Raw genomic sequence first — 19,663 nt, 5'->3', positions numbered from 1 at the left:
CCTCGGGAATCATGGGCCCTCGGGGGTCATGCGGATCGGTCGACCGGGGGCGGAGCCCAATGCATCGGGGGCACTGCGCACACGATCGCGTCCGCTGTCCTTGGCCGTATAGAGGGCGGCGTCCGCGCGCTGCATGGCGGCTTCGAGGGATTCACCGGGTCGGGCCTCGGCGACGCCGATGCTGACGGACAGGATGACGGTCCCGCCCGGCGTCTCGATCGCGGCCGATGCGACCGCGACCCGCAGACGTTCGGCGATCGCCAGGGCCGCGTCGAGGGCGGTGTTCGGAAGCAGAACGGCGAACTCCTCGCCGCCGGTGCGGCCGATGATATCGTGTGGACGCAGGTTCGCAAGGCAGGCCGCCACACAAGCGACGAGAGCCGCATCACCGGCGGCGTGCCCAAAGCTGTCGTTCACGAGCTTGAAGCGGTCGAGATCGAGCATCATGACGGTGATCGGCGTGCCGTCGGTCGCATGGCGCTGCCACGCGCGGACGCTCATCTCCATGAAGCGCCGCCGGGCCAGGGCACCCGTCAGGTCGTCGGTGTCGGCGAGGCGGCGCAGTTCGGCTTCGAGGCGCGAGCGGTGTTCGATCTCCCTGGAGAGCGCTTCGTTGAGCGCCTGGAGATCGCGACGCTGCTCGGCGAGGCAGTGATTGGCCTTCTGCAAATCGAGTTGCATCCGGTCGCTCATGCGGACGAGGCGTTGCTGCTCGCGGTAGCCGCGGCGGTACGCTTCCGCCAAGGCGTTGACGCCGGCGGCGGCATCGGAAAGCCCAGCCAGCATCGTCTCAGCTTGCCGGATCACGGCTTCCTCGGCATCGTAGAGGCTGAAGGCGTCGCTCGCGGGGCGGGCCGTGGCGGCACGGGGCGCGGCCTTGGGCACCGGCGTCATGCGAACTCCTCGACCATCTCGAAGCGGGCATGGGAGAAATCGGCGGCGAAATCCTCACCGGCTTCCGCGATTGTCTCGTCGCCATCGGCGTAGAACCAGCGGATCGTCACCGGCCGACCCTCGGCGGCGGCATCCTCCAGGGGCATGAACAGATTCATGAGCGCCTTGGCACTCGAGGAATTGAAGTAGGCGAGCCCGACTTCGAACACGATGGGATCGGTGGCGGCCTCGGCGAGATATCCCCGAAGGGCCTGAAGAAGCGGTCCGTAGAACGCCGCGGCGTCCTCGGGATAGGATTCGCCGCGCAAGGCGAGGTGGCCGCGCCCGAAATCGAAATCGATGCTCGGCGACCGCTCGGTCGCGGGAAGGCTGATGGTATCCATCGGTCCGGCGCCGTTCAGATGTAGGCTTTGAGGCAGAAGAAGCTCCGCCCATCGCCGAGTTCCTGGAAATCGTACTCGACGGGCGCGCTCGACCGGCGGGCGATCTCGATGAGGCCGATACTACCGCCGAGGCTTCCCTCGTCGGGCGGCTGACGGAGTTTCTCACGGTAGAACGCCTTCAACTCGTCACCTGTCATCGTAGTCAAGTGATCGAGGCGCGCGCGCAGGGTCGGGACATCGCTGTCCGGGACCTCGTTGCCGCACACCACGTAGAACCGCTCGCCAGCGACCCCGACGACGATCATGCCGGCGCTGATCAGACCGCGGGAACCCGTTGGCTCGGCGACCTTGTCGGCCGAGTAGCGGATGATGTTCTGCGCCTGCTCGACGAAGATACCGAAGACGCGCTTCGTGACACTCGAATGCGTCGCATCCTGGCCCATGCGCAATTTCAGCACTTCCCCGAGGGAAAAAAGAACGTTCTCCGAGAGATCACCGCCGAACGACAGGATCACGCCCTCACGTCGCGACGCGTTGAAGAAGCTCCGAAAATCTTGGGCGAGCAATGCATCCCTCCCAAAGGGTTCGACGTGTCGATTGGGATCGTCGTGAGACGGGCTGAACCCAACCTAAGACTGGGGTCGTATATGAATGTTTAAAAACAGCGCAAAGCCTACCCATTTGCGCCGGATCGACAAACGCTAGACAGGGGTTTGGTCTTCGCGTCCATGAGCGAATACAGGAAGGTGGTGACGAAATAAACAGCATCCTTGGCGCGCGAATGCGCAAGTCGAAGACAAACTCGACGTACGAGGCTTCGATAGATTCCAGGGTGAACAATGGCCCCGTCCCATATCAGACCGTAATGCACCATTCGGGCCATTGGCGAACCTTGGCGCTTCCAATTTCGGCGCCATGCCCCATCTTAGCCGTCCCGGCCGGATCATCCGGCCCAACCCTTAAGTCGAAGCGCCTTGTTCCTTCCCGGCGAAAACCATTTCACCTCCGTCCGATCCCGTGGGTTCGATCATGTCGACACCTGGGTGTTCGATCTCGACAACACGCTCTACCCGAGCGACGCACGGGTTTGGCCACAGGTGGACGAGCGGATCACCCTCTACGTGATGCGCCTCTACGGTCTCGATGGGCTCTCGGCGCGTGCCCTGCAGAAGTATTTCTACCATCGCTATGGCACCACCCTGAAAGCGCTGATGATCGAGGCGGCCATCGATCCGCACGATTTTCTCGATTTCGCTCACGACATCGACCATTCGAGCATCAGCCTCGACCCGGCCCTGGGGACCGCCATCGCCGAGTTGCCCGGCCGCAAGCTCATCCTCACCAATGGATCGCGTCGGCACGCCGAGAGCGTGGCGCGAAAACTCGGAATTCTCGACCATTTCGAAGACGTGTTCGATATCGCCGACGCGGATTTCGTGCCCAAACCCGAACGCTCGACCTATGAGCGTTTTCTCCTCCGCCACGGGGTCGATCCGCGCCGTTCGGTTCTGTTCGAGGACATCGCCCGCAATCTCGTAGTGCCGCATGAGATCGGCATGGCGACGGTGTTGGTCGTGCCCCGAACCCTCGATCCGTTCCGGGAGGCGTTCGAGCAGGAAGCGGTGCAGGAAGCGCATATCGACCACATCACGAGCGATCTCGCGGGCTTCCTCACGCACCGCGTCCTACCGGTGATCCGGTGAGCGGCCTGCAGGACGACCAGAGTCTGGAGGACACGCGGCAGGGGGACACACGGCAAGAGGACACACGGCAAGAGCCTTGGGCCGAACGTCATGCTCCGGCCCTGGACGACATCGAAGCGCTCGCTCATGCGGCGTTCGTAGATCTCCCGGCTGCGTTTCGTGCCCTTTGCCCGGGGATCGTCATCCATGTCGACGACTTTCCCGACGACGACACTCTGATCGAGATGGACTGCGCCAGCGAATTCGATCTGCTCGGCCTGTTCCGGGGCGTCGGACTGGCGCAATCGGGCGACTTCACGACCGGCCAGATGCCAAACCAGATCTGGCTCTACCGTCGGCCCTTGCTCGATTATTGGGCCGAGCACGAGGAAACCCTCGGGCACCTCGTCACCCATGTCCTCGTCCACGAGATCGGGCACCATTTCGGCCTGTCGGACGACGACATGGCCGGCATCGAGGCACGTTCCGACGGTTGAGCCCGGAGCGGTGGCCTACGAAACAGGCGCCGCGCCGGAGGCTCAAAAGGTCTCCGGGTGACCGATCTGGCTCGCCTTCGGGCGGCGGGTGCGGAACTGGCCGCGTGCCACGGCGACGAAGGCCAGGATCACGACCGTCAGGGTGGTGAGCCACCACATCACCGTCAGGCCGACACCGATACAGGTGATGGTGAATGCGGCGGCGAAGGCCGCCATGGCGCCGGGGACGAGGACGGGCGTCCCCCGTCCGCTGCGGCGGATCGCGGCCTGAAGCGCGAACGCCGCGGCGAATGCGCCGACGACGCCCAGTTCGTACCACAACTCGAACAGCAGCGTGGTGGGCGCATTGGCCGGGAGGAGATTAACGATCCTGCCCCGCAGCGCCGTCTCGAAACCGTGCCCCGTGACGAGGCGCAACGGCTCCGTGGTGACGATCTTCTGCCAGGTCTTGAGCGACAGGGCGCCGGGCGAAGCCGAGCCGAGCAGGGTCGAGGCGACGGGTCGTGCGAGGAACGGCAGCAGGGGCGCCCCCACCAAGAGGGCTGCCGCACCGAGGCTTGCGACGCGTACGCCGAGGAACGGCCGGAGACTGGTGAGGGCGAAGGCGGCGGCGCCCACCGCCAAGGCTGCGAGTTGAAGCGCATTCGGCGAAACCACCAGGGCCACGGCCACGAGGAGCGCGAGGCCTAGGGATTCGAGGTCGCGCCCGCGCGAGCGCAGCCACGCCACGGCCGGCCAGACCAGGAGCGCGAGAAGCGTCAATCCACGGTCCAGAGTTCCATCGATCTCCGTTGGCGTTCCTGGGAGACGATGCCCGAACAGGCCGAGCAGAATCGCCACGAGGGCGGCGGCCGCGGTGCCCACGGGCAGGAGGTAGAGGTTGGCCGAACGCATCCGCTCCGGCAGGGCGAGATAGCCCGCGAAGGTCAGAAGGATCGTCGCAATCAGGTTGAGCAACCGCTCGGCGGCAAGATCAAGGAACGGCGTCCACACGAGGGACAGAGCCGCCCACAGGATGACGAGGAGCCCGGCGAGGAAGGCCGGCATCCGCAGCAGGCGCCCGGCGGCTGGCCTCCAGGGCCCCGATTTGCCGTCGATGGCGCTGGCCAGCACCAGCAGCACCACGGCGATGGGCGCCAGAATGACGGCCGCGCGGCGACCCATCTGCGTCGTCACCGGCACGAGGACGAACAGGCCGAAGAACCCGATGCGCCGCAGGAGCGCGGCGGCATCGAGGGCCGGATCGACAGAAGGGTGGGACGCACGCGCCATGATTGCGACTGTCGACCGTGAACCGGCGCCACGAGTTGACCCGCGCGCTACGGCGTCAGTCGTAGTGCACTCGTCCTGGTCGGGCTGTAGATGCCGTGCAACACCTGTGCCCTGGCGGACACGGTTCAGGCGGTGACCGAGACGGACGGTCGATGGATCAGACGCCGCCCGAAGTCGCACAGAACCCGCCATCCCGCCCACGCGGCGAGGAACCCGAGGAGCCCGGCCACCAAGCCATCGGCGGTCGTCGGAATCGCGGGGCGATAGTCCTCGTAGGTCGCCCGCGCGAGGTGGAGGTCGGGGTCGCGAATCAGGGCCACAAGCCGGCCGAGAGGACCACCGGCGGTGTCGAGGGCGGCGCGGCGTGCCGTCAGGGTGGCCAGCCGGTCGAGATCCGCGCGCGCGGCTGCCCCACGTCGAGAAACAAGAGCATCGGAATCGCCGCGCAGCCGCGCAATGGCCCTTTCACGGGTATGTCCCGTCGCCTGTGCATCGGCTTCGAACCCGGCGACCACGCGGCGCAACTCCTCGACGGTCCCAGCCAACCGCTGGCCATACTGCTGAGCGAACTCAGGTCCCTGCGCCCCAACGATGCCCGCAAGCACGCCCAGTGCGAGGCCCAAGGTGCGGAGGACACGAAACACGGGCACCTCCCACACGGGTTCGACGCTCGGACAAGCCGCGGGGCGGCCCCGGTGTTCCCTGCCCTCGATCAAGGCTCGACGTCGGCTTCGTCCGGAGGAGGCCACGGAAGCGGTCACGTGTACGCCCGAACGATCTTACGAGATGCCGCCGCAGGCTGCTTGACAGCCCGGGCGGCCGAACATACACCCCCGACACCGCAGCGGAGACGAGGCGGGACGCCATGCGGGCGTAGCTCAGTTGGTTAGAGTGCCGGCCTGTCACGCCGGAGGTCGCGGGTTCGAGTCCCGTCGCCCGCGCCATTTACAAGCCTACTATTCCGAAAGTTCGATCTCGTGCGACGCGAAACGTGTCTCGTGCGGATCGCTTTCCACGCCACGCGGGCGTAGCTCAGTTGGTTAGAGTGCCGGCCTGTCACGCCGGAGGTCGCGGGTTCGAGTCCCGTCGCCCGCGCCATTTTTATTCCCCGACAATCTGCATTGTGTTGCAAGGACTTCGCGTCCCCAAGGTCCTGCCTGCCCGCGGCGGCGACGTTGCGCCGGCTCGCTTTCGCTTGTGGGAATCCTAAGCTCATCGAACGCAACCGGCCGGAAGATGCTCGTGTCGTCGGCCAAGGCTTGCGGAGGGTGAACGATGCCGGGCTTTTACTTCCTCTACTTCACAGCCTGCATGACCAACGCGCCGGACACCTGCGAAGCGCGGCGGCTCGCCCTCGACGTGGCCGACGCGCGTGCCTGCCAGCACGTGGCACAGCCGCAGCTGGCGCGCTGGGTCGGGACGCATCCGGACTATCGCATCACCGGATGGCGCTGCGGTGCGCCGTTACGCGATCCGGGTACGCGGATCTGAGCCGGGGCGTGCCCAGCATGCCACGGTGACGAGCCAACGGATCGGCGTGGGACCGATGCCGCGTTTTCGCCGCATGGGGCCGCAAGGGGCATGGAACCGGGAAAAGCATGGAGCCGATCCCGCCCGAGCCCATGAGCCGATGCCCAAGTTATCCTCACGCGCCTTCGCTTACGTCGTGGCCGCATCCGTCGCGGTGACTATGGCCGGTTGCAGCGCACCCACCCTCCTCGGTCCCGATACACCGACCAGCGTCGTGATCCTCGATGAGCAGGCAGCGGCCGCCGCCATCTCACGCTACCGGGCACAGCACGGTCTCGGGCCGGTGGTGATCGACACCAGCCTGATCCGGGCCGCGTCGTATCAGGCGGCTTCCAATGCGAAGGCCGGCCGTCTCAGCCACGAGATCGGCGGCACCTTCGATGCACGCATGGCGGAGGCGGGCTTCGGCCGCGCCTACGCGGCGGAGAATCTCAGTGCAGGCTCGAACACCTTCGACGAGGTGCTGGCGCGCTGGAAGTCTTCGCCGGAGCACAACAAGAACATGCTGATGCCGCAACTGAAGCGCGTCGGCATCGCCCGCGTCGATGCGCCGGGCACTCGCTACAAGCGCTTCTGGGCCCTGGTCCTCGCCGGCGGCTGAGTGCCGTCAGCTCTCGCCGGTGTCGGCCTCGGCCAGGCCGTCCTGCAGGGTTCGAATGATGGTTCGCATCTCGGGGATCATCGCGATCGCCTTCGCGATCCGTTGCGCCTCGTCACGGGTCATCGCGCCGGTTGCCGTGCGCGAAGCCTCCTCGTCCGAGAAATAGGTCCACGCGACGGCCACGCCGGCGGCATCCTCGACGCAGAAGCTTTCCGCTTTCTCGACGACGAGCCAAGGCGTGGGAAATCCGCGTGGCTCGGTCATGTCAGGCGATCCGATGTCGTCCCGCGAGACGGGACAGGGCCTGGTGGGCGGTGACGGGCTCGAACCGCCGACCCTCTCCGTGTAAAGGAGACGCTCTACCAACTGAGCTAACCGCCCAGGCGCGCCGTGTCGTACCGAAGCGGCCGTCGGCACGCAACCCGTAGCCTCACGAGGATGGGAAGCCGCACGAAGAAAGTGACCCCGGAGTTTCCTCCGGGGCCTCTTCGCCTGTCAGCGGTTCAGTGCGCGATGACCGTGGCGGTCTCGTCCTCACCGATCACCGGGCGGACCGGCGGGGCCGGCTCCTCCCACTCGATGGGTTCGGGTACCCGCACCAGGGCATGCTTGAGAACCTGATCCATCCGCGAGACCGGGATGATCTCCATCCCGTTTTTAACGCTATCGGGCACCTCGGCGATGTCCTTGGCATTCTCCTCGGGGATCAGCACCGTCTTGATGCCTCCGCGAAGAGCCGCGAGCAGCTTCTCTTTCAGACCGCCGATGGGCAACACCCGGCCACGGAGTGTCACCTCTCCGGTCATCGCCACATCCTTCTTCACGGGGATGCCCGTGAGGGTGGAGATGATGGCGGTGGCCATGCCGATGCCGGCGGACGGGCCGTCCTTCGGAGTCGCTCCCTCGGGAACGTGGACGTGGATGTCCCGGCGCTCGAACAGCGGCGGCTCGATGCCGAAATCGACGGCCCGCGAGCGGACGTAACTCGCCGCAGCGGAAATCGACTCCTTCATCACGTCGCGCAGGTTGCCCGTCACGGTCATCTTGCCCTTGCCGGGCATCATGACGCCTTCGATGGTCAGCAACTCACCACCGACCTCGGTCCACGCGAGGCCCGTGACCACACCAACCTGATCCTCCTCGTCGATCTCGCCGTAGCGGAACTTCGGAGCGCCAAGGAACACCGGCAGGTTCTCCTCGGTAACGGCGACCGCCTTCACCTTCGTGATGAGAATCTCCTTCACCGCCTTGCGGATGAGGTTGGAGATCTCGCGCTCCAGGTTACGGACGCCCGCTTCCCGCGTGTAGCGGCGGATGAGCATCAGAAGCGCGGCATCGTCGATCTGCCATTCCTTGGAATCAAGGCCGTGCTTCTTGACCGCGCCCGGGATCAGGTGCTTCCGCGCGATCTCGAGCTTCTCCTCCTCTGTGTAGCCGGCGATGCGGATCACCTCCATGCGGTCCATGAGGGGCGCGGGGATGTTCAGCGTGTTGGCGGTTGTGACGAACATCACGTTCGACAGGTCGTAATCGACCTCGAGGTAGTGGTCGTTGAAGGTCGAGTTCTGTTCGGGGTCGAGGACCTCGAGCAGGGCGGCCGAGGGATCGCCCCGGAAATCCATGCCCATCTTGTCGATCTCATCGAGGAGGATGAGCGGGTTCGAGGTCTTGGCCTTGCGCATGGACTGCACGATCTTGCCGGGCATCGAACCGATATAGGTCCGGCGGTGACCGCGGATCTCGGCCTCGTCGCGCACGCCGCCGAGCGACATACGAACGAACTCACGGCCCGTCGCCTTGGCGATGGACTTGCCGAGCGAAGTCTTGCCGACGCCGGGGGGACCGACGAGGCACAGGATCGGTCCGGTGAGCTTGTTGGCCCGCTGCTGCACGGCCAGATACTCGACGATGCGCTCCTTGACCTTGTCGAGGCCAAAATGATCCTCGTCGAGCATCACCTGCGCGCCGAGCAGATCCTTCTTCATCTTCGAGCGCTTGCCCCACGGGATGCCGAGCATCCAGTCGAGGTAGTTGCGCACGACGGTGGCTTCCGCCGACATGGGCGACATCTGACGCAGCTTCTTCAGCTCCGCCACCGCCTTGTCGCGGGCCTCCTTGGTGAATTTGGTCTTCTCGATCTTGTCTTCGAGTTCGGCGAGTTCGTCCTTGCCGTCCTCGGAATCGCCCAACTCCTTCTGGATCGCCTTCATCTGCTCGTTCAGGTAGTACTCGCGCTGAGTCTTCTCCATCTGCCGCTTCACGCGGGTCCGGATGCGCTTCTCCACCTGCAACACGGAGATCTCGCTCTCCATCAGCGACAGCACCCGCTCCAGGCGCTGCGCGACCGTGGGAATCTCCAGGATCGCCTGCTTGTCGGCAATCTTCACCGCCAGGTGGGAGCCGACTGTGTCGGCGAGCTTCGAGGGCTCGTCGATCTGTGTGACGGCGGAGACGACCTCGGGCGAGATCTTCTTGTTGAGCTTCACGTAGTTCTCGAACTCGGCGATGACCGAGCGGGCGAGCGCCTCCGCCTCGACACTGTCACCGAGCTCATCGGTGAGAGTCTCGGCCTCGGCCTCATAATAAGAGTCCGACTTGTTGAAATGGGTGATCTTGGCGCGACCAGCCCCCTCGACCAGCACCTTCACGGTACCATCGGGCAGCTTCAAGAGTTGGAGCACGCTGGCGAGCGTTCCGATCTTGTAGATCGCGTCGGTCGCCGGATCGTCGTCGCTGGCGTTGATCTGGGTCGCGAGAAGAATGTGGCGATCCGTCCGCACGGCTTCCTCAAGGGCGCGGATCGACTTCTCGCGACCGACGAAGAGCGGGACGATCATATGCGGAAACACGACGATGTCGCGAAGCGGCAGGACGGCATAAGAGCCCGTCGAGCCCGGGACCACAGGCTGGCGCGATTTCGGTTGAGTCATGTCGGACTTCCTCATGAGGGACGCCGGGCAGTCGCTCCTCCGGGGAGCAAGCAACCTGCCAGGGGCCGACCGGGCCGCGAAGGGGTCGGAAGTGTTATCGGAGAAGCGGCTGGCGGCGGGACACCGCACCTCGAAAGGCGAGCGTGCGGCCATCGCGCGTCTGAATTCAGATGGAAGCGGGGGCGGATGTTTTCAAGCATCCGCCCCGAGGCCGGCCATCATGACGCGAGCCGGACAGGGTCGGGCAGTGCTCAGGCGCTGACGCTGGCCGGGGCTTCCTTGTTGCGGTCCCCATGGATGTAGAGAGGACGCGACTTGCCCTCGACGACCTCGGGGCCGATCACCACCTGCTCGACGGATTCGAGACCCGGCAGATCGTACATGGTCTCGAGGAGAATGGTCTCGAGGATCGAGCGCAGGCCACGTGCACCGGTCTTCCGCTCGATGGCCTTGCGGGCAACCATGGACAGGGCCTCGTCCTGGAACGTCAGGTCGACGTTCTCCATCTCGAACAGGCGCTGGTACTGCTTGACCAGAGCGTTCTTAGGCTCCTGAAGAATCCGCTTGAGGGCGGTCTCGTCGAGATCTTCCAAGGTCGCCAGCACGGGCAGGCGGCCGACGAACTCGGGGATGAGGCCGAACTTCAGCAGATCCTCGGGCTCGACGTTGCGGAAGATCTCGCCCGTGCGACGATCGTCGGGAGCTTGAACCGTGGCGCCGAAGCCGATTGAGGTCCCCTTGCCGCGCGCCGAGATGATCCGCTCGAGGCCTGCGAAGGCGCCACCGCAGATGAACAAGATGTTCGTGGTGTCGACCTGCAGGAACTCCTGCTGCGGATGCTTGCGGCCGCCCTGCGGAGGTACGGAGGCGACGGTGCCTTCCATGATCTTCAGGAGCGCCTGCTGCACGCCCTCGCCGGAGACGTCGCGGGTGATCGACGGGTTGTCAGACTTGCGCGAGATCTTATCGATCTCGTCGATGTAGACGATGCCACGCTGCGCCCGCTCGACGTTGTAGTCGGAGGCCTGGAGCAATTTGAGAATGATGTTCTCGACGTCTTCGCCGACGTAGCCCGCCTCCGTCAGGGTGGTCGCGTCCGCCATGGTGAACGGCACGTCGAGAATGCGGGCAAGCGTCTGAGCGAGCAGCGTCTTGCCCGAGCCCGTCGGCCCGATCAGCATGATGTTGGATTTGGCCAGCTCGACGTCGTTGTGCTTCGACGCGTGGGCGAGGCGCTTGTAGTGGTTGTGGACCGCGACGGAGAGAACCTTCTTCGCAAAATCCTGACCGATGACATAGTCATCGAGGACGCGGCGGATTTCCTTCGGCGTGGGGACGCCGTCGCGCGATTTCACCAGGGAGGATTTGGATTCCTCGCGGATGATGTCCATGCACAGTTCGACACACTCGTCGCAGATGAACACCGTCGGGCCCGCGATCAACTTGCGGACCTCGTGCTGGCTCTTGCCGCAAAACGAGCAGTACAGCGTGCTCTTCGAGTCGTTGCCGCCAGTCTTGCTCATATCGGTCTCCGTTCGCGGGCATGGCGCCGGTCCGGGGCGCACACGCATCCTTCGAATTTAATGGCATCGGCCTAAAGAAACAGTCACCTGCGCGCATCTGCCGGTTTCGGATCAGACTAACGATGCAAGCACGCGGCCGCGGCCGGATCAAGGCAGAGACGACGCCCCGCCTCGAAACGACGCGGCCGGACCTCGGAATGGGGTCCGGCACCTACGGGCGGGATCAAGCGGCAGCCGGTTCCGGACGCTTCTGGATCACCTCGTCGATGAGGCCGAACTCCTTGGCGGCGTCGGCCGTCATGAAATTGTCGCGCTCGAGCGCCTGGACGATGGTGTCGTAGTCCCGTCCGGTGTGCTTCACGTAGATCTCGTTGAGGCGCTTCTTCAGGGCCTCGATCTCGCGGGCATGGATCAGGATGTCGGTGGCCTGACCCTGGAAGCCGCCCGACGGCTGGTGCACCATGATGCGAGCGTTCGGCAGGGCAAAGCGGTGCCCGGGCTCGCCGGCGGTGAGCAGAAGCGAACCCATCGACGCGGCCTGGCCGACGCAGAGGGTCGTCACCGGGCAACGGATGAACTGCATGGTGTCGTAGATCGACAGACCCGAGGTCACCACGCCGCCGGGCGAGTTGATATAGAAGGAGATCTCCTTCTTCGGGTTCTCGGCTTCGAGGAAGAGCAACTGCGCCACGATGAGCGAGGCGCCGTAATCCTCCACCGGGCCGGTAAGGAAGATGATCCGCTCGCGCAACAGGCGCGAATAGATGTCGAAGGCACGCTCGCCGCGGCTCGACTGCTCGACCACCATGGGCACGAGCGCGGAGTTATAATAGTCGACCGGATCTCTCATCATCACGTGCCCCAGGCTTCGAGGGGTCCGGCCGCGCCGCGAATCGGGCGCGGGCCGGACATTTCAGCGAACTCCGACGACGGTGAACGTCGCCTCTACTCTCGGCCCGCCGCCCACGAAGGGAGCACCGGGCTCAGTCGGCCTTGGCGACGGCAGGCAGGGCCTCGTCGCCGGTCGAAACAGTCTCGTCCTTATCGGACGCGGTCTTGGAGGCCCCGTCGGACGCCTCGGATTCGTCCTCGTCGGCGAACAACGCCTCCTTGGAGACGGGCTCTTCGACGAGCTTCACCTGCGCGAGCACGTGGTCGACGACCTTCTCTTCGAAGATCGGCGCACGCAGTTCGGCGAGCGCCTGGGCATTCTTACGGTAGAAGTCCCAGACCTGCTGCTCTTGACCCGGGAACTGCCGGACCCGGGCGATCAGGGCCTGATTGACCTCGTCGTCGCTGACCTTGATATCGGCGGTCTCACCGACCTGCGCAAGCACCAAGCCGAGACGCACGCGACGCTCGGCGATTTTGCGGTACTCGGCGGTGGCCTTCTCCTCCGTGGTACCCTCGTCCTCGAAGGTCTTCTCGCGGGTCTTCAGGTCCTGCTCGACCTGGGCCCACACGGCGGCGAACTCCTGGTGGACGAGGCTGGGCGGCAGCTCGAACGCATACTTGGTGTCCAGGGCGTCGAGGAGTTCCTTCTTGAGCTTGCGCCGGGACTGCGCCTCGAAGTCGCCGCCGATGGCGGTGGACACGGCCTCCTTCAGCTTATCGAGGGACTCCATGCCGAAGCCCTTGGCGAGTTCGTCGTCGATCTTGGTCTCGCCCGGCGCCTGGACGGCGGTGACGGTGACGTCGAACTCGGCCTCCTTGCCGGCCAATGCCTCGGCACCGTAGCCCTCGGGGAAGGTCGACTTCACCACGCGGTTCTCACCGGCCTTGGCGCCGACGAGCTGCTCTTCGAAGCCGGGGATGAACTGGCCCGACCCGAGTTCGAGGTCGATGCCCTCACCCTTGCCGCCCTCGAACTCGACGCCGTCGATGCGGCCGACGAAATCGATGGTGACGCGGTCGCCGGTCTCGGAGGCGGCACCCTCGTCGCGCGCCGTGAAGCTGCGGTTGGACGACGCCATGCGGGTGATGGCTTCGTCGACTTCGGTGTCGGAGGGCTTGGCCACGAGCTTGGTCAGGCTGACGTCGGAGAGATCGGCGAGCTCGAAGGTCGGGAGCACTTCCAGGGCGACGTTGAACTGCAGGTCGGCCTTGGCGTCGAGGGCGCGCTCGACAACGGACTGCTCGCCGGGGAACTCGACCTTGGGCTCGAGGGCGAGCTTGAGGTTGTTGTCCTGGACGATCTTCTGGTTGGCCTCGTTGACGGCGTTCTGCAGCACGTCGGCCATCACCGAGCGGCCGTAGAGTTTGCGCAGGTGGGCCACCGGCACCTTGCCGGGGCGGAAGCCCTTGATCTGGGCCTTGTCCTTGAGGGTCGACAGCTCGCTGTTCAGGCGCTCCTCGAGCTCATGCGCGGCAAGGGATACCTGAAACTCGCGCTTCAGCCCCTGGGAGAGTGTCTCGGTCACCTGCATGGTCGTCTTTCCGCTGTCGTGCGTATGTTGGCGCAAATTTCGTTCGCTCCCCGCCACCCGTCGGGGCCGGGGAAGGTCGGCGCCAGGATGTCACGCGAAAACCAGAGGCCGAATCGCGACGAACGGCCCGGCCGGCCATTCGCGGTGAGCCAATCCGTTCCGACGGCGATGGACTGGTGCGGGCGGAGGGGCTCGAACCCCCACGTCTTGCGACACTGGTACCTAAAACCAGCGCGTCTACCAGTTCCGCCACGCCCGCAAGCGACGACCTCCGGCGCGTAATCCCACCGCCAGAGCGCGGTCCTATAGCACGGGCGCAACGGGCCGCAGCAAAAAAAGTCGGGGTGTGCGATTTCCGCGTGGAAGGCTCCGTCGGCGGCGATCGGCACACCGGTTGGCGGGTCTTGGCCCTGAGTCTACAAGCAGCGCGGATCCGTTCGACGGACCGCTTCCGTCCTCCGCCAGAGGTGTCATGCCGCATCGTCGCTCGTCGCGTATCGGGTTGGTCTCCGAACCGGCCGTCTCACGCCGGACCCTGCTCGGTGGCGTCGCGGCTTTCGCCCTCGGGTCGACGGCAGCCGTCGCGCAAGCGCCGGCGCGACCAGGTATACCGGCGAAATCCGCTCCCGAGGTCAAGCTTGAGGCCAAACCGGAAACCCCAGTCCGCACTTTGAGCGCCGTGCCCGGTACGACGCGGCTGAAGCCCGAGCCGGCCGTCGCGACCCCGGTGTGGTCCTTCGACGGGTTGGCCGTTCCCCCGGTGGTTCGGGTGAAGCTCGGCGAGACCGTGCGCTTGCGGGTCGAGAACAAGACCGACAGGCCGCTCTCCCTGCATTGGCACGGTGTGCGCAACCAGAATCCCATGGACGGCGTCGGCGGCCTGACCCAGGCTCCGATCCCGCCGGGCGGCGATTTCACCTACGCCTTCGTGCCTCCCGACGCCGGCAGTTTCCTGATTCGGCCCCTCGTGGTGGGCGGATCGAGCGAGCCATCGGGCCGAGGGCTCGCCGGCATGCTGGTGGTCGAGGAGGTCGTGCCGCCCCCCGTCGACCACGACCTCACGGTCCTGATGCAGGATTGGCGTCTTTCCGACGACGGAACGCTGTTGCCCTTCGGCCAGACTGCTTTCGCGGCGAGTTCGGGGCGGCTGGGCAATCTCGTCACGGTCAACGGGAAGCCGGTGCCCGACGCCATCACGGTCCGCCCGGGTAGCCGGATCCGCCTGCGCCTCGCCAACGCGTGCAATGCGCGCGGCACCCGCATCCGCTTCGACAACCTCAAGGTCTACGTTGCGGCCGTGGACGGCCAACCGACCGACACCTTCGAGCCGCTGCGCGCCACCCTCCCGTTCCCACCCGGCACGCGCTACGACCTCATGCTCGACATGCCGGCGGAGGCCGGCGCCTCGGGCAGCATCACCGCGCTGGTCGGGAACGGCCTGGCGCTCGCCACCCTCACGACGAGTGGCGGACCGGTCACGGGCAAGCGTGGGGCGATCGGTCCCATCGGCGAGAACAAGCTCCTGCCGGCGGAGGTAAGACTCCAGAACGCGTTACGCCGGGACGTAGTGCTGACGGGCGGCGCCCGCATCGACAAGGACAAGCCCGCGGCCGAGCCGGCCTACACGGGTGATGCGGGGAAGGTCTGGGCGGTCAACGGTGCGTGGGGCAATGCCGGCGTGGCGCCCCTGTTCACGGTGAAGCGCGGCCAGGTGGTGGTTCTGGCCCTGCGCAACGACACCGCCTTTCCCCAGGCGCTCCATCTGCACGGCCATTCCTTCCGCCTGCTCCACCCCCTCGACGATGGCTGGGAGCCCTATTGGCTCGACACCTTCCAGCTATTGGAAGGCCGTACCGCCCGCATCGCATTCAAGGCCGACAATCCCGGCCGCTGGGTGATTGGCGCGACGGTGCTGGAGCGGTTCGACACCGGGCTGTGGGGCTGGTTCGAGGTGACCTGAACCGTTCGGTCAGGCTTCGATCAGCCCCCGCAGCACTGCCGGGATCAACTCCGGCATATCCTCGGCGATGAGGCCGGGGCCGTGGCGGCGGCCGGCATCGCCGTGCATCCAGACGGCTGCGGCCGCCGCCTCGAACGGATCCATGCCCTGCGCCAGCAGTCCCGCGATGAGGCCGGACAGCACGTCGCCCGAACCGGCCGTACCGAGATAGGGCGTGCCGTGGTCGTTGATGGCCGCCCGGCCATCCGGCGCGGCGATCACCGTGTCCGCCCCCTTGAGAACCACGACCGCCCCGGCCACCGCCGCCGCCCGACGGGCGCGCTCCAGCTTCGACAGATCCTCGGCCACCGCGTCCGTCCCATCGAACAGCCGGGCGAACTCGCCGTCATGCGGGGTCAGCACCGCCTGCGCGTCGCCGTCGACGATGTGGGCGGCGAGGAGCCGGGCCTGCGCCTTGAAGCTCGTCAGCGCGTCGGCATCGAGCACGAGGCGACGCCCAGCGGCGGCGGCCACGGCGACGAGGTCGCGCGTGGCCTCGCCGATCCCGAGACCGGGCCCCGCCAGAACGACGATCAGGCGCTCGTCCACGAGGAGGTCGTCGAGATCGTCCGCGCTCTCGTACGGGCGCAGCATGATCGCGGTGAGATGGGCGGCGTTCTCCGCCAGGGCGGCCGGGGGTGAGGCCACGGTGACGAGGCCGGCGCCGATCCGCAACGCCCCGCGCGCGGCGAGCCGCGCCGCACCGGTGCGGTACGCCGGCCCGGAGAGGACCAGGGCGTGCCCCCGCGTGTACTTGTGGCTCGACGCATCCAGGCGCGGAAACGCTGCGCCCCACAGGGCGGGGCCGTTGCGCCATATCGGCGCCTCGCCATCGAAGCCGGCCGCCAGATCGTCCGGGCCGGTACCGATCCCGGCGACGTGCAGGGCTCCGCAATGGGCGCGCCCCGGCTGAAGCAGATGCCCCGGCTTGAGCGCTACGAAGGTCACGGTCTCGACGGCGCGCACGGCGACGCCGCGCACCGCCCCGGTGTCGCCGTCGATGCCGCTCGGGACGTCGACGGCGATCACCGGTACGGCCGCTCGCGCCAGGCGCTGCACGAACGCGGCGGCCTCCCCATCGAGGTCGCGCGACAGGCCGGCGCCGAACAGGGCATCGACGACGAGGGCGTAGGCCGCAGGGTCTTCGACATCGGCGAGCGTCATGACCGCACCCGTCCATCCGGCCGCTGCGCCGGCGGCATCGCCCGCGAGGTCGGCCACGGGTACGAGTACGGCGAGTTCGACGCGGACTCCACCCTCCGCGAGATGCCGGGCCGCGACGAATCCATCACCGCCGTTGTTGCCCGGTCCGCACAGGACGAGCACGCATCCGCCCTCCGGGAGATGGGCGCGCACCCGCGCCGCGACGGCGCCACCGGCCTGCTCCATCAAGGTGGAACCCGGCGTTCCGCCGAGAATCGCGGCGGCATCGACCCGGCGCATCGCCTCGACGGTGAGTAGGCGCGTCGTGTCCATCGGGAGTCCCCAAGAGTTCGCGAAAAGGAGGTGGCGAAAGACGAGTTGGCCGTCGAAGCTTCGGCTGGCAACATGCCCGCATCCCGCCCAGCCGTGCCCTCGATCGTACCAAAGAGGGACGAAGGCCCGAACGATATGCAGGGCATGCACATTCGTTGTGCAGATTTCCGCGTGCCATCGTCAAAACGGCGTGGCGGCGATCCGGCGGCGATGATACCAAAGTGGTTCAGAGCAGCATCGAGGTCAGGCCCGCCCGGCATGAAGAAGATCGAAGCGATCATCAAGCCTTTCAAACTCGACGAGGTGAAGGAAGCCCTTCAGGAGGTCGGCCTGCAGGGCATCACCGTAATCGAGGCGAAGGGTTTCGGCCGCCAGAAGGGCCATACCGAGCTCTATCGCGGTGCCGAGTACGTGGTCGATTTCCTGCCGAAGGTGAAACTCGAGATCGTTCTGTCGGATGCCCTGGTGGAAGGCGCCGTCGAGGCGATCCGCAAGTCGGCCCAGACCGGCCGCATCGGCGATGGCAAGATCTTCGTCTCGACCATCGAGGAAGCGATCCGCATCCGCACCGGCGAGACCGGCACCGACGCGATCTGAAGTCCGTCCCCTGACGTCCAGCGAAACCGTACGACAAGAAGGTGTCATCGCCTTCCAGTCCCGGCGCGTCGATTGCGCGGACCCGGGCATGATGACGGAATCGTCGACCAGTTGCACGGCGATGGCGTTTTCTTCTCGCCGCCTGGGTCCACCCCGCGCGAAAACCCTATAAACCCGAGCCAACCGCGGGCCGCCCTTTGGCGGCCGGCGGCAAAACCACGGCTGAATGCCGCGACACGAAGGAGACCCCCGAGGATGGCCAAGACTGCAGCCGAAGTCCTGAAAGAGATCAAGGACAACGACGTCAAGTACGTGGACTTCCGGTTCACTGACCCGCGCGGCAAGTGGCAGCACGTGACGTTCGACGTCTCCCTCGTGGACGACGAGATTTTCACCGACGGGACCATGTTCGACGGCTCGTCCATCGCCGGCTGGAAGGCCATCAACGAGTCGGACATGCTGCTCATGCCCGATCCGGCCACCGCCTGCATGGACCCGTTCTTCTCGGCCTCCACCATGTCCATCGTCTGTGACGTGCTCGAGCCCTCGACCGGTGCGCCCTACAGCCGTGACCCGCGCAGCACGGCGAAGCTCGCCGAGGCCTACCTGAAGTCCACGGGCATCGGCGACACCATCTATGTCGGCCCCGAGGCCGAATTCTTCGTGTTCGATGACGTGAAGTTCGCCTCCGAGCCGTACCAGACCGGCTTCAAGCTCGATTCCACCGAGCTGCCAATCAACGGCTTCACCGACTACGAAGGCGGCAACCTCGGCCACCGCATTCCGATGAAGGGCGGCTACTTCCCGGTGCCGCCGCAGGATTCGGCGCAGGACATGCGCGGCGAGATGCTGGCCGCCATGCAGTCCATGGGCGTGAAGGTGGAAAAGCACCACCACGAGGTGGCGAGCGCCCAGCACGAGCTCGGCATGAAGTTCGACACGCTCACCCTGCTCGCCGACCACATGCAGATCTACAAGTACTGCATCCACAACGTCGCCCAAAGCTACGGCAAGACGGCGACCTTCATGCCGAAGCCCGTCTACGGCGACAACGGCTCGGGCATGCACGTGCACCAGTCGATCTGGAAGGACGGCAAGCCGCTCTTCGCCGGCGACAAGTACGCCGACCTCAGCCAGGAATGCCTGTGGTTCATCGGGGGCACGATCAAGCACGCCAAGGCCCTCAACGCCTTCACCAACCCGTCGACCAACTCCTACAAGCGCCTGGTGCCGGGCTACGAGGCTCCCGTGCTGCTGGCCTACTCGGCCCGCAACCGCTCGGCCTCCTGCCGCATCCCGTGGACGACGAACCCGAAGGCCAAACGCGTCGAGGTCCGTTTCCCAGACCCGATGGCCAACCCCTACCTCGCCTTCTCGGCCCTGCTCATGGCCGGCCTCGACGGCATCCTCAACAAGATCGATCCGGGCCCGGCCATGGACAAGGATCTCTACGACCTGCCGCCGCGCGAGCTGAAGAAGATCCCCACCGTCTGCGGCAGCCTGCGTGAAGCCCTTCAGAACCTCGACCGCGACCGCGCCTTCCTCAAGATGGGCAACGTCTTCACGGACGATCAGATCGACTCGTTCATCGAGCTCAAGATGACGGAAGTGATGCGCTACGAGATGACCCCCCATCCCGTCGAGTTCACCATGTACTATTCGCTCTGAAACGAGCCGGCCGGGCATGATGCCCGGCCTTCGGACGACCGTGACGCCGGAGCCCTGAAGGGGGCTCCGGCGTTTCGCGTCGGAGACGCCGCGGCGACCGGAACCGAACGGGCCGCGTCCGGTCCAATCGGACATGTCCGCCCGGTTGCGCAGACGATCCGTGGTCGAGTGCGGGCTCTCCGTCA

General features: G+C 66.0%; 18 protein-coding genes and 4 tRNA genes. 9 read left to right on the top strand and 13 right to left on the bottom strand.

Going from position 1 to position 19,663, the window contains the following annotated elements:
* Nucleotides 1-9 precede the first annotated feature (9 nt).
* The 3 genes from ASG60_RS19895 to ASG60_RS19885 are packed head-to-tail and all read right to left on the bottom strand — an operon-like array spanning nucleotide 10 to nucleotide 1,843.
* Nucleotides 10-894, bottom strand: coding sequence for a diguanylate cyclase (locus tag ASG60_RS19895; protein ID WP_056176069.1), 885 nt, complete (start codon nucleotides 892-894; stop codon nucleotides 10-12).
* Complete coding sequence (locus ASG60_RS19890; RefSeq protein WP_056387356.1) at nucleotides 891-1,277, bottom strand: DUF1987 domain-containing protein; 387 nt, start codon at nucleotides 1,275-1,277, stop codon at nucleotides 891-893. The genes ASG60_RS19895 and ASG60_RS19890 overlap by 4 nt, the downstream gene beginning before the upstream one ends.
* A 14-nt stretch (nucleotides 1,278-1,291) precedes the next feature.
* Nucleotides 1,292-1,843, bottom strand: a complete 552-nt coding sequence (locus ASG60_RS19885; protein ID WP_056387353.1) for a SiaB family protein kinase — start codon at nucleotides 1,841-1,843, stop codon at nucleotides 1,292-1,294.
* Between the two features lie 408 nt (nucleotides 1,844-2,251).
* Between ASG60_RS19885 and ASG60_RS19880 the strand changes: the two genes are divergently transcribed.
* Nucleotides 2,252-2,980, top strand: coding sequence for a pyrimidine 5'-nucleotidase (locus ASG60_RS19880; protein WP_056387350.1), 729 nt, complete (start codon nucleotides 2,252-2,254; stop codon nucleotides 2,978-2,980).
* A 101-nt stretch (nucleotides 2,981-3,081) separates the two neighbouring features.
* Entirely contained in the window at nucleotides 3,082-3,456 is a 375-nt protein-coding gene (locus ASG60_RS19875; RefSeq protein WP_244476726.1) for a metallopeptidase family protein, read from the top strand.
* Between the two features lie 42 nt (nucleotides 3,457-3,498).
* On the opposite strand, the gene ASG60_RS19870 is transcribed toward ASG60_RS19875, so the two are convergent.
* Together ASG60_RS19870 and ASG60_RS19865 are read right to left on the bottom strand one after the other, a co-directional pair.
* Nucleotides 3,499-4,728: a hypothetical protein gene (locus ASG60_RS19870; protein ID WP_056387347.1), complete on the bottom strand. Its 1,230-nt coding sequence runs from the start codon at nucleotides 4,726-4,728 to the stop codon at nucleotides 3,499-3,501.
* A gap of 125 nt (nucleotides 4,729-4,853) precedes the next feature.
* On the bottom strand, nucleotides 4,854-5,372 hold the full coding sequence (locus ASG60_RS19865) for a DUF2937 family protein (RefSeq protein ID WP_056387432.1): 519 nt from the start codon (nucleotides 5,370-5,372) through the stop codon (nucleotides 4,854-4,856).
* A 223-nt stretch (nucleotides 5,373-5,595) separates the two neighbouring features.
* Between ASG60_RS19865 and ASG60_RS19860 the strand changes: the two genes are divergently transcribed.
* The 4 genes from ASG60_RS19860 to ASG60_RS19845 all read left to right on the top strand — a co-directional run bounded on the left by ASG60_RS19860 (nucleotide 5,596) and on the right by ASG60_RS19845 (nucleotide 6,859).
* Nucleotides 5,596-5,672, top strand: a tRNA-Asp gene (locus ASG60_RS19860).
* Between the two features lie 77 nt (nucleotides 5,673-5,749).
* Nucleotides 5,750-5,826 (top strand) — tRNA-Asp (locus tag ASG60_RS19855).
* A 177-nt stretch (nucleotides 5,827-6,003) separates the two neighbouring features.
* On the top strand, nucleotides 6,004-6,219 hold the full coding sequence (locus ASG60_RS19850; RefSeq protein WP_056387344.1) for a hypothetical protein: 216 nt from the start codon (nucleotides 6,004-6,006) through the stop codon (nucleotides 6,217-6,219).
* A gap of 199 nt (nucleotides 6,220-6,418) precedes the next feature.
* Complete coding sequence (locus ASG60_RS19845) at nucleotides 6,419-6,859, top strand: CAP domain-containing protein (protein ID WP_156398968.1); 441 nt, start codon at nucleotides 6,419-6,421, stop codon at nucleotides 6,857-6,859.
* A gap of 6 nt (nucleotides 6,860-6,865) precedes the next feature.
* Here the strand turns inward: ASG60_RS19845 and ASG60_RS19840 are convergent, their stop codons facing one another.
* From ASG60_RS19840 to ASG60_RS19810, 7 genes are all read right to left on the bottom strand, one after another.
* Nucleotides 6,866-7,123, bottom strand: coding sequence for a hypothetical protein (locus tag ASG60_RS19840; RefSeq protein ID WP_056387337.1), 258 nt, complete (start codon nucleotides 7,121-7,123; stop codon nucleotides 6,866-6,868).
* A gap of 41 nt (nucleotides 7,124-7,164) precedes the next feature.
* Nucleotides 7,165-7,240: transfer RNA gene (locus ASG60_RS19835), tRNA-Val, on the bottom strand.
* A 122-nt stretch (nucleotides 7,241-7,362) separates the two neighbouring features.
* Complete coding sequence (gene lon / locus ASG60_RS19830; RefSeq protein WP_056176047.1) at nucleotides 7,363-9,789, bottom strand: endopeptidase La; 2,427 nt, start codon at nucleotides 9,787-9,789, stop codon at nucleotides 7,363-7,365.
* Nucleotides 9,790-10,040: 251 nt separating this feature from the next.
* The gene (gene clpX, locus ASG60_RS19825; protein ID WP_056176043.1) at nucleotides 10,041-11,312 is read right to left on the bottom strand and encodes an ATP-dependent Clp protease ATP-binding subunit ClpX; all 1,272 of its coding nucleotides are present in this window, start codon (nucleotides 11,310-11,312) and stop codon (nucleotides 10,041-10,043) included.
* Between the two features lie 223 nt (nucleotides 11,313-11,535).
* Nucleotides 11,536-12,162, bottom strand: coding sequence for an ATP-dependent Clp protease proteolytic subunit (locus ASG60_RS19820; RefSeq protein ID WP_026176059.1), 627 nt, complete (start codon nucleotides 12,160-12,162; stop codon nucleotides 11,536-11,538).
* Between the two features lie 133 nt (nucleotides 12,163-12,295).
* Nucleotides 12,296-13,738, bottom strand: a complete 1,443-nt coding sequence (gene tig / locus ASG60_RS19815) for a trigger factor (protein ID WP_056387335.1) — start codon at nucleotides 13,736-13,738, stop codon at nucleotides 12,296-12,298.
* 174 nt (nucleotides 13,739-13,912) lie between these two features.
* A tRNA-Leu gene (locus ASG60_RS19810) sits at nucleotides 13,913-13,997 on the bottom strand.
* A gap of 213 nt (nucleotides 13,998-14,210) precedes the next feature.
* Between ASG60_RS19810 and ASG60_RS19805 the strand changes: the two genes are divergently transcribed.
* Nucleotides 14,211-15,698 (top strand): multicopper oxidase family protein, encoded by a 1,488-nt coding sequence (locus ASG60_RS19805; RefSeq protein ID WP_056387333.1) that lies wholly within the window; start codon nucleotides 14,211-14,213, stop codon nucleotides 15,696-15,698.
* A gap of 9 nt (nucleotides 15,699-15,707) precedes the next feature.
* Here the strand turns inward: ASG60_RS19805 and ASG60_RS19800 are convergent, their stop codons facing one another.
* Nucleotides 15,708-17,213: a bifunctional ADP-dependent NAD(P)H-hydrate dehydratase/NAD(P)H-hydrate epimerase gene (locus ASG60_RS19800; RefSeq protein WP_056387331.1), complete on the bottom strand. Its 1,506-nt coding sequence runs from the start codon at nucleotides 17,211-17,213 to the stop codon at nucleotides 15,708-15,710.
* A gap of 258 nt (nucleotides 17,214-17,471) precedes the next feature.
* Between ASG60_RS19800 and ASG60_RS19795 the strand changes: the two genes are divergently transcribed.
* Nucleotides 17,472-17,810 (top strand): P-II family nitrogen regulator, encoded by a 339-nt coding sequence (locus tag ASG60_RS19795; protein ID WP_003600526.1) that lies wholly within the window; start codon nucleotides 17,472-17,474, stop codon nucleotides 17,808-17,810.
* Nucleotides 17,811-18,065: 255 nt separating this feature from the next.
* Nucleotides 18,066-19,478, top strand: coding sequence for a type I glutamate--ammonia ligase (gene glnA / locus ASG60_RS19790; RefSeq protein WP_056176032.1), 1,413 nt, complete (start codon nucleotides 18,066-18,068; stop codon nucleotides 19,476-19,478).
* Nucleotides 19,479-19,663 lie beyond the last annotated feature (185 nt).

It is taken from the genome of Methylobacterium sp. Leaf469 (genome assembly GCF_001424745.1).
Lineage (GTDB): Bacteria > Pseudomonadota > Alphaproteobacteria > Rhizobiales > Beijerinckiaceae > Methylobacterium.
This window is presented reverse-complemented; position numbering and strand designations above follow the sequence as displayed.

Bases quoted from the DNA above. Each gene is read 5' to 3' on its own strand.
- ASG60_RS19895 (WP_056176069.1), bottom strand. From the start codon at position 894: ATGACGCCGGTGCCCAAGGCCGCGCCCCGTGCCGCCACGGCCCGCCCC.
- ASG60_RS19890 (WP_056387356.1), bottom strand. From the start codon at position 1,277: ATGGATACCATCAGCCTTCCCGCGACCGAGCGGTCGCCGAGCATCGAT.
- ASG60_RS19870 (WP_056387347.1), bottom strand. From the start codon at position 4,728: ATGGCGCGTGCGTCCCACCCTTCTGTCGATCCGGCCCTCGATGCCGCC.
- ASG60_RS19850 (WP_056387344.1), top strand. From the start codon at position 6,004: ATGCCGGGCTTTTACTTCCTCTACTTCACAGCCTGCATGACCAACGCG.
- ASG60_RS19845 (WP_156398968.1), top strand. From the start codon at position 6,419: ATGGCCGGTTGCAGCGCACCCACCCTCCTCGGTCCCGATACACCGACC.
- ASG60_RS19840 (WP_056387337.1), bottom strand. From the start codon at position 7,123: ATGACCGAGCCACGCGGATTTCCCACGCCTTGGCTCGTCGTCGAGAAA.
- lon (WP_056176047.1), bottom strand. From the start codon at position 9,789: ATGACTCAACCGAAATCGCGCCAGCCTGTGGTCCCGGGCTCGACGGGC.
- clpX (WP_056176043.1), bottom strand. From the start codon at position 11,312: ATGAGCAAGACTGGCGGCAACGACTCGAAGAGCACGCTGTACTGCTCG.
- ASG60_RS19820 (WP_026176059.1), bottom strand. From the start codon at position 12,162: ATGAGAGATCCGGTCGACTATTATAACTCCGCGCTCGTGCCCATGGTG.
- tig (WP_056387335.1), bottom strand. From the start codon at position 13,738: ATGCAGGTGACCGAGACACTCTCCCAGGGGCTGAAGCGCGAGTTTCAG.
- ASG60_RS19805 (WP_056387333.1), top strand. From the start codon at position 14,211: ATGCCGCATCGTCGCTCGTCGCGTATCGGGTTGGTCTCCGAACCGGCC.
- ASG60_RS19800 (WP_056387331.1), bottom strand. From the start codon at position 17,213: ATGGACACGACGCGCCTACTCACCGTCGAGGCGATGCGCCGGGTCGAT.
- ASG60_RS19795 (WP_003600526.1), top strand. From the start codon at position 17,472: ATGAAGAAGATCGAAGCGATCATCAAGCCTTTCAAACTCGACGAGGTG.
- glnA (WP_056176032.1), top strand. From the start codon at position 18,066: ATGGCCAAGACTGCAGCCGAAGTCCTGAAAGAGATCAAGGACAACGAC.